Annotated in this window: 11 protein-coding genes; 4 read left to right on the forward strand and 7 right to left on the reverse strand. The window is 63.0% G+C overall.

Features of this window, described 5'->3' with window-relative positions; genetic code table 11:
• Positions 1-222: 222 nt before the first annotated feature.
• The gene (locus BBG20_RS21735) at positions 223-540 is read left to right on the forward strand and encodes a DUF3509 domain-containing protein (protein WP_065906965.1); all 318 of its coding nucleotides are present in this window, start codon (positions 223-225) and stop codon (positions 538-540) included.
• Here the strand turns inward: BBG20_RS21735 and BBG20_RS21740 are convergent.
• Entirely contained in the window at positions 537-1,025 is a 489-nt protein-coding gene (locus BBG20_RS21740) for a phosphate-starvation-inducible protein PsiE (protein WP_065906966.1), read from the reverse strand. The two genes, BBG20_RS21735 and BBG20_RS21740, sit on opposite strands and share 4 nt — an antisense overlap.
• A gap of 248 nt (positions 1,026-1,273) precedes the next feature.
• Here BBG20_RS21740 and BBG20_RS21745 point away from each other — a divergent pair, with 248 nt between their 5' ends.
• Positions 1,274-1,534 carry a YebG family protein gene (locus BBG20_RS21745; RefSeq protein ID WP_012722374.1) on the forward strand — a complete coding sequence of 87 codons (261 nt, stop codon included), beginning with the start codon at positions 1,274-1,276 and terminating at the stop codon, positions 1,532-1,534.
• A gap of 55 nt (positions 1,535-1,589) precedes the next feature.
• Here the strand turns inward: BBG20_RS21745 and BBG20_RS21750 are convergent, their stop codons facing one another.
• On the reverse strand, positions 1,590-2,609 hold the full coding sequence (locus tag BBG20_RS21750; protein ID WP_065906967.1) for a Glu/Leu/Phe/Val dehydrogenase family protein: 1,020 nt from the start codon (positions 2,607-2,609) through the stop codon (positions 1,590-1,592).
• A 188-nt stretch (positions 2,610-2,797) separates the two neighbouring features.
• Between BBG20_RS21750 and BBG20_RS21755 the strand changes: the two genes are divergently transcribed.
• Complete coding sequence (locus BBG20_RS21755; protein ID WP_065906968.1) at positions 2,798-3,601, forward strand: SirB1 family protein; 804 nt, start codon at positions 2,798-2,800, stop codon at positions 3,599-3,601.
• Between the two features lie 493 nt (positions 3,602-4,094).
• Here BBG20_RS21755 and BBG20_RS21760 read toward each other — a convergent pair whose 3' ends face one another.
• The 4 genes from BBG20_RS21760 to hmgA form a co-directional block, all read right to left on the reverse strand.
• Positions 4,095-5,456 (reverse strand): MFS transporter, encoded by a 1,362-nt coding sequence (locus tag BBG20_RS21760; protein WP_065906970.1) that lies wholly within the window; start codon positions 5,454-5,456, stop codon positions 4,095-4,097.
• Between the two features lie 162 nt (positions 5,457-5,618).
• Positions 5,619-6,263: a maleylacetoacetate isomerase gene (maiA, locus tag BBG20_RS21765; protein ID WP_065906975.1), complete on the reverse strand. Its 645-nt coding sequence runs from the start codon at positions 6,261-6,263 to the stop codon at positions 5,619-5,621.
• Positions 6,264-6,274: 11 nt separating this feature from the next.
• The gene (gene fahA, locus BBG20_RS21770; protein ID WP_065906977.1) at positions 6,275-7,561 is read right to left on the reverse strand and encodes a fumarylacetoacetase; all 1,287 of its coding nucleotides are present in this window, start codon (positions 7,559-7,561) and stop codon (positions 6,275-6,277) included.
• Positions 7,562-7,564: 3 nt separating this feature from the next.
• Complete coding sequence (hmgA, locus tag BBG20_RS21775) at positions 7,565-8,848, reverse strand: homogentisate 1,2-dioxygenase (protein WP_065906979.1); 1,284 nt, start codon at positions 8,846-8,848, stop codon at positions 7,565-7,567.
• A gap of 119 nt (positions 8,849-8,967) precedes the next feature.
• Here hmgA and BBG20_RS21780 point away from each other — a divergent pair, with 119 nt between their 5' ends.
• Complete coding sequence (locus BBG20_RS21780; protein WP_065906981.1) at positions 8,968-9,747, forward strand: IclR family transcriptional regulator; 780 nt, start codon at positions 8,968-8,970, stop codon at positions 9,745-9,747.
• A 6-nt stretch (positions 9,748-9,753) separates the two neighbouring features.
• On the opposite strand, the gene dacB is transcribed toward BBG20_RS21780, so the two are convergent.
• Positions 9,754-11,211, reverse strand: coding sequence for a D-alanyl-D-alanine carboxypeptidase/D-alanyl-D-alanine endopeptidase (dacB, locus tag BBG20_RS21785; RefSeq protein ID WP_065906983.1), 1,458 nt, complete (start codon positions 11,209-11,211; stop codon positions 9,754-9,756).
• Positions 11,212-11,360: the final 149 nt, after the last annotated feature.

Below are 11,360 nucleotides of genomic sequence, written 5' to 3' on the forward strand. Positions count from 1 at the left end.
GAAGATCAACCCAAGATAAATGTGGGAGCGGGCAAGCCCGCTCTCACATTCAGGCCCCACAGGCTGGGAAGTCGCTGTTCGGCACGCCCCTTGCTGTACAGCTCATGAGGCAAACGGAATTTGTACACCCTCAGCGACGGAGTGGCCGGTGGTCAGGCAATGCGAACTAATCCAGACACCGGTCGTCAATGACTGCATGTTCTTATCAGGCGGTAACGCACCATGGACAATCCTTTTCAGATCATCACCGACACTTTCACCCCCCAATACCGAGTCAACCTGAGCATCCAGCGGCTGGATGGCAGCATCATGCTCACCCTCTCGGATGACACCGGCGTCGTCGCCAAGCGCATGATCAGCGCCGAACAGCGCAACGACCCGCAACGCCTCAAACGCCTGGTGCAAAGCATCCAATTCGGAATTGCCATCGAGCAGGGCCACAGCGCCATGGAAATCCTGGCGGTGATGACCGACGGCGACAGCCACAAACTGTTGCAACGGCCACCGACCCGCGCCCTGCCCTTCAGCGTCGGGCTTTAAAGCTCGCCCTTCTCGGTTTCCAGGCTCGTCTCGCCTTTGCGACGCGGGCCTTCGACCTTCACCGACGGGAAGGCCGACGAGGCATAGCGCACCACCAGAATCGCGAACGCCAACAGCAGAATCCCACCGCACAGGTAGATGATGCCGATATCGGGCGGGTTGTGGTGCGACACGTTGGAGATCAGCAGGCGCGTCAGCGCGGTGATCGCCACGTAGATCAGGAAGCGCACCGGCATGTGGTTGGTCTTGAAGTAGATCCCGACCATCGCCCCCAATTCCAGGTAGATGAACAACAGCAAGATGTCATCGATCTTGATGTGCCCGGTTTCCAGCATCCCCAGAAACTCCATCACCGCTGCCCAGGCGGTCACTGCACCAATGGCGAACAGCGCCAGGTAGTGGAACGACTCGACAAACAGATTGCCCAGGGACTCAGCCAGACCATGGACGTTCTGGCGCAGCTTTTCGGCCCAGTTGATTTTCACGATGATGCTTCCTTAGGTCGACTCGACCGGATAATGCGGGTTGGACGTGACGGTTGTTCTGCATGCAGAAAAAAGGCCAGAGGCAGGTATAAGATGATGGCGGGGTGACATGAGGCACGCTCAACCTGTATTTACGGGCTAGATTAAAAAACTGCTACCCAAACCCCGTGGTTTGGCTTACCCTTTTCGCTGTATATAAATACAGTAGTCGCAAAAGACAACTATCGTGAAGGCATGTGAGGTGGTGAATGGCCGTCGAAGTGGTATACCGCAGCAGCCGAGATCTGGAGCGTTTGTTCATGGATAAAGCCGAAGCTGACCGTCATGACAAGATGCTTGAACTCGCTGAGTTGCTGGCAGAAGTGTTGCAAAAAGCCGTGCCGTCGCTGAGCGAACAGCAGGTTGAAGAAGCCGGGATCTACATGGCGAAGAACCGCGATGTATTTGCCAAGGCGTTCAAGAGCCAACCGGACGCGCTGTCCGAATTGCTCAACGCGCCGGCGGAATAAAGCCCGAATTGAACAGGCCCTGAATCATGGATTCAGGGCCTTTTAAATACCCGGCCTACTTGTACAGCAGGCGCTCGGCCAGCTCATCCGCGACCCGTGCAGGCGAGCGTTTTTCGGCCTGGGCGTGGGCGAAGATTTCGGTAAGGCGCGTGCCGATGTTGGACAGGTGCGCGGTGATGGTCGGCAACTCGGCGCCGCCGTGCTTGAGAGCGACGTAGATCAAGCCACCGGAGTTGATCACGTAGTCCGGAGCGTAGAGGATGCCGCGCCCTTCCAATTGGTCGGCCACTTGCAGGTTGGTGAGTTGCGCACTGGCGGAACCGGCCACGGCGGCGCAGCGCAGTTGGCCAACACTGTGCCGATTGAACACCGCACCCACACCGCACGGCGCAAGGATGTCGCAGGGCGTGCTGAGCAAGGCGTCATTGGCGATGGGGTGCGCACCCAATTGCTCCATGGCCAGTTGCACCTTGCCATGGTCGATGTCGCTGACCAGCAGTTCGGCGCCGGCGGCGTGCAGCTGTTCGGCCAGGGCATAACCCACATTGCCCAGGCCCTGCACCGCTACGCGCAGGCCTTCGAGGTTGTCGCTGCCCAGGCGGGCCATGGCGGTGGTGCGGATGCCGGTGAATACACCCATGGCGGCATGCGGAGCCGGGTCGCCTGCCGCCGTGGTGCTGGTGACGAAGCGCGTGTGTTGGGCGATGCAATCCATATCGGCCACTGATGTGCCACTGTCGATCGAGGTGATGAAGCGGCCGTCGAGTTTTTCGATGCAACGGCCAAAGGCTTCAAACAAGGCGGCGCGGCTTTCCACGTGCACGGGGCGGATGATTACCGCCGTCCCGCCGCCCACCGCCAGCCCGGCCAGGGCAGCCTTGTAGCTCATGCCCTGGGCCAGGCGCGCGGCATCGGCCACGGCGCTTTCGTCGTCGGGGTAGGCAAGGTAGCGGCAGCCGCCCAAGGCAGGGCCCAGGCGGCTGTTGTGAATGGCGATGACCGCCTTCAACCCCGTCACCGGGTCGATGCTCAGGTGCAGCGATTCAAGGCGGGTGCTGTGCATGAGAGCAAACATCGTCGAGCTCCCGAATCACTCTTTGTAGTCGCCAAGTATAGGCTTGCGGCAGAAAACTGCCGAAGTACGCTGGAATAAGCCGCCCGGTTTTACGGGGCTTGCGACATAAGCACGGAGGATATTTTCTAAGCCACTGGACGAAAATTCCCAGCAAGGCTAAAACGGGAGGGCATCCGCCGGAGAATGCAATGAACCCCCGCAAAGCCTTTTTCGCCTGCCTGGAATGTTCACCCCCTGCGCTGTTTGAAGCCGCGCTGTGGATTGCTGCCGAGCATGACCCGGCGGTGCAGCCGTTGGTGATCCTGCAGGAGCTGGGGTTGCTGCAACAACAGGTGAGCCTGGGCATGCCAATGTTGCCGGCCGATGAACTGGGTCAACCTCTGCTGCGGCGAATGAATGACCTCGGATTCGCCCAGGATGACTTCACCCCCCTGCGCCCCGCCGCCGCCCTGCTGGACAAGGTCCTGCAGCGCAAGCGCGGACAGCCGCTGGCCATGGGGTTGATTGCGATGGAGCTGGCGCGACGCCTGGACATCCCCATGGTCGGCGTCAACTTTCCGGGCCACTTCCTGCTGCGGGTGCCCGGCGCCGATCACCTGCTGGACCCTTGCGGCGGTCGGCGCCTGTACCCCAATGATTGCCGCGAACTGTTGCAACGCCAATACGGCCCCAACCTCAAGTTGCAGGCCGACCATCTGCACACCGCCGGACCGCGCTCGATCCTGCAGCGCCTGTCGCGCAACTTGCGCCAGCTGCACCTTTCCAATGACAACCCGTTGTCCGCCCTGATCGACGCCGAGCGCGTGCTGGAACTGGGCAATGCGAGTGCCGCCGACTACCTCGCCCGTGCCAGCCTGTATCAGCGCCTGGACTGCCCGAACGCCGAGCGCTTTGACCTGGAACACGCACTGCTGCTCAGTGAAGATCCGATCCAGCGCCTGCGCCTGACGGAGCGCCTGGGACACTTACCGCCGAATACAGTGGTGCATTGACGCTGCCGGATCCGTTGGTGGTGAGTTCTGGGTGGGGGTGGGGCTCTGGCAGGGACTGTGGCTGTATCAATGACTGTGGTGAGCGGGCTTGTCGTGGCAATGGGGCTCTTTGTGGTGAGCGGGCTTGCCCCGCGTTGGGCTGCGCAGCAGCCCCATCAAAAACCCATGCGGAGTGTCAGATATACCCCAGCGTCAGGTTTTAGGGCGGCTTCGCCGCCCAACGCGGGGCAAGCCCGCTCACCACAACAAACCCGCTTGGCACAATAAGCATGCTCACCATAACAGGCATGCTCACCAAAGTGACTGGCGCCTGATTCAAGGTGATTTGGGCAGATGACTAACGTGGCGAGCGGGCTTGCCCCGCGTTGGGCTGCGTAGCAGCCCCATCAAAAACCCATGCGGAGGGTCAGATATACCGCAGCGTCAGGTTTCAGGGCGGCTTCGCCGCCCAACGCGGGGCAAGCCCGCTCGCCACAGTGACTCGCGCCTGGCCTCAAGGGGTCTTGAGAATATCGCCCGGCACCGGGCGTTCCGCCGACCCTACACCCGGCGAGCGCACCTGGATAATCAGCAATGCGGCAATCACCGCCGGAATCGCGCAGAAGAAGAAAATCTGCTGCACCGGAATCTGCATCGCCAGCAGCATGCTGCCAAACAGCGGCCCGAGGATCGAGCCAAACCGCCCCACGCCCAATGCCCAGCCGGTACCCGTGGCGCGTACGTGCGCCGGGTAGAAGTTGCTGGCGAAGGCATTCAGGGTCAGTTGCCCACCGATGATGCAGAACCCGGCCGCGAACACGCAGGCCACCAGGTAGCGCGGATTGTCGTGGTTCAAGCCCAGCAGCACAGTGCACACGGCTGCTGCCGCGAGCACGCCGGACAACAGCCGGACCTTGCTCTTCAACCGGTCGGCAAACCACGCCATGCCAATCGCACCCAAGGTGCCGGCAAACAGGAACATCGAGGTCACCAGGTTGGCTTGCTTGAGGGCCAGGCCGCTTTCCAGCAGCAGCGACGGCAACCAACTGATCATGAAGTACAGCAGGATCAGGCTGACGAAAAAGGTCGCCCAGATCAGTACGGTCGGACGCGCGTAGCCATTGCGAAACAACTCCACCACCGTCAGTTTGCTGCCTTGCTCTTGAGCGTTTTCCGCCGCGCTTGCCGGCGGGGCCTGCCAGCCGGGCAGCATGCGCTCGGTGACCTTCTGCAGCCGCGCATACGGCGGCGCATCACGCAGCAGGCGCGGCAGTGATTCCGGCAGCAGCCACACCAGGAAAGGAAACAGCAGCAATGGCGTGACACCGCCCGCCAGGAATACCGCCTGCCAGCCATACCCCTCGATAAATCCCGCCGCCACAAACCCGCCCGCGGCGCCGCCGAACGAGAAACCGCACGCCGCCAGGGTCACCATCAGGGTGCGCAGGCGCGGCGGCGAATATTCCGACATCAAGGCCATGGCGCTGGGCATCGCCCCGCCCATGCCAATGCCGCAGATAAACCGCGCGGCCATCAGCGTCGTCAACGAGTTGGCGAACACCATCAGCACTGTGAGGCTGGCGTAGATCAGGACGCAGCCGAGCAGGATGCGCCGCACACCAAACCGATCCGCCAGGGGCGTCACCAGCAGCGAGCCGAGGGTCAGGCCCAACAGGTTGGCGCTGAACACCGGGCCGAAGGCGGCTTTTTCCAGACCCCAATCCTTGGCCAGCGCAGGCACTACATAGCCCAGCACCTGGGCGTCGTAGCCATCGGTCACCAGCAGCAGCGCCAGCAACAGGAGGATCAACCACTGATAGCGCGACACCGGACGGGCGTCGAGTGCCGCGCGAAAGCTGGCAATCTGATTGTGCATCGCAAGGTACCTGTATTGTTTTTATATTCTGGACACGCTGGAGACCCCATGTGGGAGCCGGCTTGCTCGCGAAAGCAGAGTGTCAGTCGTCGACTCTGTGACTGATACAGCGCATTCGCGAGCAAGCCCGCTCCCACAATTGACCAGTGCAAGCCTTCAGATTCACGGGGTGGCAGGGGTATCCGGCTGATTTGCGGGATGAGCCTGAAGGAATGCCGGATGCCCAGCCGCCAACGCCACTACCCGCCCGATACGCGGATACGCCGTCAACGCCACCTTGAAGCGCTCCGCCGCATACACCTGCGGCAGTAGAAACGCATCCGCCAGCCCCGGCTGCGCGCCAAAGCAATAACCCTCGTCGCCAATCAACTGCTCCACCGCACCCAGGCCCTGGCTGATCCAGTGCCCGATCCATTCCAGCAACTGCGCCTCGTCATGTCCCCACTGGCGCAGCAGGTTCTGGGTGCTGGAGTTGTGCAGCGGGTGAATGTCACAGGCAATGATCGAGGCGACCGCGCGCTCGTGCGCACGGGTGGCCAGGTCTTCGGACAACAGCGGCACCTGTGGATAACGTTCGTCCAGGTATTCGATGATCGCCTGAGACTGGATCAACAACTCGCCGTCATCTGTGCGCAAGGCCGGCACGCGGCCCTGCGGGTTGATGGCCAGGTACTCCGGCTGGCGATTGGTGCCGCCCGCCGGCACCAGTAGATTCACTGGCAGCGCAGTGAAATCCAGGCCCTTGAGCGCCAGGGCGATGCGCACCCGGTACGACGCGGTGGAGCGGTAGTAGGTATAGAGTTCCATCGCCCTGCCTCCTAGCGCGCGGCGACCACGGTGCCGCGGCATTCGCCGAAGCCAATCGAGGCATGGCCTTCGCGACTGCAACGCGCACGCAGGATGATTTCGTCGCCGTCTTCGAGGAATTTGCGCACCTCGCCGGAGGGCAATTCGATCGGTTTTTTGCCACCTTCGGTCATCTCCAACAGGCTGCCGAACTGCCCGGCCTGCGGCCCCGACAAGGTGCCCGAACCAAACAGGTCACCGGCCTGCAACTGACAGCCATTGACGCTGTGGTGCGCAACCAACTGCGCAACGGTCCAGTACATATGCAGGCTGTTGCTCAGGGCCAGGCGGTGGGCCGGCAGGTTCTGCTCGCGCATCGACGCGGTGGTGAGCAGCACTTCCAGTTCGATATCGAGGGCCCCGCCCGCCTGGTCGCGCTGATCCAGCAGGTACGGCAGCGGTTGCGGGTCGCCTTCGGGACGCGCCGGTTGCGCCTTGCGGAACGGCGCCAGCGCTTCGGCGGTCACCACCCAGGGCGAGATCGTGGTGATAAAGCTTTTCGACAGGAACGGCCCCAACGGCTGGTATTCCCAGGCCTGGATATCCCGCGCCGACCAATCATTGAGCAGGCAGAAACCGGCGATATGCTCGGCCGCATCGCCAATTGCAATCGAGTCGCCCATGGCATTGCCCTGGCCGATCCAGATGCCCAGTTCCAACTCATAGTCCAGGCGTGCGCAGGGGCCGAAGCTGGGTTCGGTCTGCCCGGCCGGCAGGGTCTGGCCTTTGGGACGACGGACTTCGGCGCCCGAGGTGCGAATGGTCGAGGCGCGTCCGTGATAACCAATCGGCACGTACTTGTAGTTCGGCAGCAGCGGGTTATCCGGGCGGAATAGTTTGCCGACATTCTGCGCGTGCTCGATGCCGACGTAGAAGTCGGTGTAGTCGTGGATCTTGGCTGGCAGGTGCATCTGGCAATCAGCGGCGCGATGCAACACCTGCGCTTCACGGGTTTGCAGTTTGCTGCCCTCCGCGAGCAGTTCCAGCAGCCGTTCGCGCAACGCCACGCGCGGGCCTCGGCCGAGTTCGAAAAAGGCGTTCAACTGGCCGCCGGCGGTGGCTTCGACTGCACGCCGGGCTTCACCGTCGAACTCGTCCACGGCCGCGTGCAGGTCGAGGATCGCGTCGCCGATCGCCACACCACTGCGCGGTGCCGAGCCGTTGATACTGAACACGCCCAGCGGCAGGTTCTGCAGGGGAAAATCGCGATGACCGTTGGCGGAGGCTACCCAGCTGCGGGTGAGGGTTGGTTGCGTCATGGGTTATCTCCGATTCGGGTTGAAGGTGGCAGGCAACGAGGCCCAGCACGCGTCGTAGGAAGGTTGCAGCTGCGGGCATTGCAGCGCGAATTGCGTGGGCCGCAGTACCTGGCTGGTCTCGAACATGAAGGCCATGGTGTTGTCGATCTTGTGCGGCGCCAGGTCCACATTGATGGCCTTGGTGCAGGTCTCACCGTCCGGGCCGTGGGCACTCATGCAGCTGTGCAGCGAGGCGCCGCCGGGCAGGAAGCCTTCGGCCTTGGCATCGTAGGCGCCCTGGATCAGGCCCATGTATTCGTTCATCAGGTTGCGGTGGAACCACGGCGGACGGAAGGTGTTCTCGGCCACCATCCAGCGCGGCGGGAAGATCACGAAGTCGAGGTTGGCCAGCCCGTGGGTGCTGGTGGGCGAGGTCAATACTGTGAAGATCGACGGGTCGGGGTGATCGAAACTCACCGTGCCGATGGTGTTGAAGCGGCGCAGGTCGTACTTGTACGGCACGTTGTTGCCGTGCCAGGCCACCACGTTCAGCGGCGAGTGGTCGAGCTCGCAGGCCCACAGTTCACCGAGGAATTTCTGCACCAGCGTGGTCGGCTGCTTCAGGTCTTCGTAGTGGGCGACGGGGCTGAGGAAGTCGCGTGGGTTGGCCAGGCCGTTGCTGCCGATGGGCCCCAGGTCCGGCAGGCGCAGCGGTGCGCCGTGGTTTTCGGCGACGTAGCCGCGCGCTTGCGCATCCAGCAGTTCGACGCGGAATTTAAGGCCGCGCGGCAGCACCACGATTTCCAGCGGCTCGACGTCCAGCACACCGAGTTCGGTGGCGATGCGCAGGCGCCCCTGCTCGGGTACGAGCAACAACTCGCCATCGGCGTTGAAGAACACGCGGTCCATCGAGCGGTTGGCGCGGTAGTGGTAGATGCTGATACCTGAAGGCTTTTCCGAGACGGCGTTGGCGACCATGCCGACCAGCCCGTCGATAAAGTCCGTCGGCTCACTCGGAAAATCCAACGGGTTCCAGCGCAGGCGATTGGGCGTTACCGCGCCCAGTGGTCCTCCGGCCAATTGCCGCTCCAGCTTGGCGAACGCCGGGTGATTGGCCGACGGCTGGATGCGATACAGCCAGGTGCGGCGGGCTTCGCTGCGCGCCATGGTGAAGGCAGTGCCGGAGAAGAGTTCGGTGTACAGCCCGTAGGGCGCTTTTTGCGGGGAGTTCTGGCCGACCGGCAATGCACCGGGCAGGGCTTCGCTAGCGAATTCATTGCCGAAGCCCGAGAGGTATTCGAGGTTCATGGATCATCCTCTGACGGAAGTTGTTTTTATCGTAATCCAGTTACGCATAACGTAATTTGATCACTGTCGACCGTCAAGCTATAAAGACGCCCATTCATCTCTCGGATTCTCGCCCCTCCATGGAAAAGCCCCGCGACACCGGTAAACAGAAAGTCCGCTCGGCCGAAGTGGGCACCGATATCCTCAAGGCCCTGGCCGAATTGTCGCCGGCCACCTCGCTGTCACGCCTGGCCGATCATGTGCAAATGCCGGCGAGCAAGGTGCACCGTTACCTGCAGGCGCTGATCGCCTCGGGGTTTGCCGAACAGAACACCGCCACCAACCACTACGGTCTCGGCCGCGAGGCGCTGCGTGTCGGCCTGGCCGCGCTGGGCAGCATGGATGTGTTGAAAGTCGGCGCAATGCCGCTGGCGGAACTGCGCGATGAATTGAATGAAACCTGCTTTTTGGCGGTGTGGGGCAATCAAGGCGCGACCGTCGTGCACATCGAGCCGGCGGTGCGCGCCATCACTGTGGTGACGCAGTTGGGGTCGGTGTTGCCGTTGCTCAGTTCGTCCACCGGGCTGGTATTCAGCGCCTTCCTGCCTTCGCGGGAAACCGTGGAGTTGCGTGAGCGTGAGGTCCAGGCCGGCATCGCCCATGCCCTGGCGGACGATCAGGCCTATGCGCGCACCTGCGAGCAGATCCGCCAGCGCGGCCTGCACTTTGTGCACGGCCTGCTGATGCCGGGGGTGGATGCGTTGTCGGCGCCGGTGTTCAACGCGGTCGGGCAAGTGGCGGCGGTGATGACCGTGGTCGGCCCCACCTCACTGTTTCACGCCGATGAAAATGGCCCGGCGGCCCAGCACTTGCTGGCCGCCACTCGGGCCGTGAGTTGGCGCATGGGCTATCAGCCCTGAGTCAACTCACTCGTGCCATTGGCTCAAGGCCAGCGCCACGCGGTTTTCCACAGCGCGAATAGGCGCGGCGTCACTCACGTAGTTATTGCTGATCATCGAGAACACCAGGCGCCGCCCATTGGCGTCGGTGATGTAGCCACTCAGCGATGACACGCCGGCCATCGAGCCGGTCTTGGCGTGCAGGTTGTTTTCGGCAGCGCTGCCACGCAGGCGATAACGCAGGCTGCCACCGGTCATGCGGTCGGCATTCCCGGCAATCGGCAAGGCGTTGTACCAGGCCTCGAACCACGGCTGTCGGGACGTGGCCAGCAGCAGGTCGGTGAAGGTCTGCGACGACACCAGGTTGCGTCGCGACAAGCCCGAGCCGTCCACCTGGCTCAGCGTCGCCGGGTCCAGCCCCTGGCGCTGCAGAAAGCCCGCCACCGCCGCCACGCCCGCCGCTGCCGTGCCGGCATTGGCGGTCTTGCGGCCCATGGCCTTGAGCAAGGCTTCGGACATGTTGTTGTTCGAGAGTTTGAGCAACGGCGTGATCAGCTCCTGCAGCGGTGCCGATTGATGCTCCGCCAGCACAGTGGCCGTCGCAGGGCTGCTCGCACCGATCACACGCCGCCCCAGCACCTGGATGCCCTGCTGCGCCAGCGCCTGTTCGAACAGATTGGCCACCAGTTGCGTCGGCTCCCACACACTCACCCACTGCCGGCTTTGCTTGCCCGGCGCCAACGCGCCGCTGAGTTGCAGCAGGTTGGTGCCGTGCTGGCGAGTGATCGCGTAGCTGTTGCCCGCTCCGCTTACCGCACGATTGCTGAGTTGCACATAATCGGTGGCCGGGCTCACCGCGACACTCACCGGTTGCCCGACTGCTACCGGCGCGCGGGCGGTAACGAGCAAAGTGCCCGCATCAAAATCGCTGTTGGGCGACACCGTCAGCGCCGAAATCTGTGCGCCGTAGTAGGTGCTTTCGTCATCCTGGGACCAGTCCACGCCGAGGCGCTCGGCGTCGAACCAGGTGTCGTCGAACACCAAATCGCCCTGCACCTGGCGCACGCCCTGGCTCGCCAGTTGGGCGGCCAGGGCCTGGTAGTCGGCGAACTGCGTGGTCGGGTCGCCCAGGCCACGCAGGTACAGGTTGCCGCTGAGGCGCTCGCCTTGGCGGGTGCCGTTGCTCAAGAGCTGGGTGGAAAAGCGGTACTGCGGGCCGAGCACATCCATCGCCGCAGCAGTGGTCAGCAGCTTGAGGTTGGAGGCCGGGATCAACCGCGTGCGCGGGTTGTGCTGATAGAGGGTGGTGCCACTGCGGGCGTCGCGCACCATCACTGAGACGGTGGCGCCGTTGAGAGCCGGGTCGGCCAGCAGGTGGTCCAGGGTCGCTGGGGTGGAGGTCGGCGAAACACTCGCGCAACCTCCCAGTAAAAAGCTCAGGCCGACCCACAGCGTGCCGGTGTGTAACCATCGTCCAAAGTGCATCAGTATCGTGTTCCGCAAAGCGTCAGGTGGCGGCAACGCTAACAGCTCAAGGTGTTTGTGGCGAGCGGGCTTGCCCCGCGTTGGGCGGCGAAGCGGCCCCAATAAAGCCACTGCGTTTTTTTCGGGGGTATTACGGTGCCTGGATTTGG

The sequence above is a fragment of the Pseudomonas aylmerensis genome, assembly GCF_001702265.1.
Classification (GTDB): Bacteria; Pseudomonadota; Gammaproteobacteria; order Pseudomonadales; family Pseudomonadaceae; genus Aquipseudomonas; species Aquipseudomonas aylmerensis.

Coding starts and splice junctions, on each gene's coding strand:
- BBG20_RS21735 (WP_065906965.1), top strand. CDS start 223: ATGGACAATCCTTTTCAGATCATCACCGACACTTTCACCCCCCAATAC.
- BBG20_RS21745 (WP_012722374.1), top strand. CDS start 1,274: ATGGCCGTCGAAGTGGTATACCGCAGCAGCCGAGATCTGGAGCGTTTG.
- BBG20_RS21750 (WP_065906967.1), bottom strand. CDS start 2,609: ATGTTTGCTCTCATGCACAGCACCCGCCTTGAATCGCTGCACCTGAGC.
- BBG20_RS21755 (WP_065906968.1), top strand. CDS start 2,798: ATGAACCCCCGCAAAGCCTTTTTCGCCTGCCTGGAATGTTCACCCCCT.
- BBG20_RS21760 (WP_065906970.1), bottom strand. CDS start 5,456: ATGCACAATCAGATTGCCAGCTTTCGCGCGGCACTCGACGCCCGTCCG.
- maiA (WP_065906975.1), bottom strand. CDS start 6,263: ATGGAACTCTATACCTACTACCGCTCCACCGCGTCGTACCGGGTGCGC.
- fahA (WP_065906977.1), bottom strand. CDS start 7,561: ATGACGCAACCAACCCTCACCCGCAGCTGGGTAGCCTCCGCCAACGGT.
- hmgA (WP_065906979.1), bottom strand. CDS start 8,848: ATGAACCTCGAATACCTCTCGGGCTTCGGCAATGAATTCGCTAGCGAA.
- BBG20_RS21780 (WP_065906981.1), top strand. CDS start 8,968: ATGGAAAAGCCCCGCGACACCGGTAAACAGAAAGTCCGCTCGGCCGAA.
- dacB (WP_065906983.1), bottom strand. CDS start 11,211: ATGCACTTTGGACGATGGTTACACACCGGCACGCTGTGGGTCGGCCTG.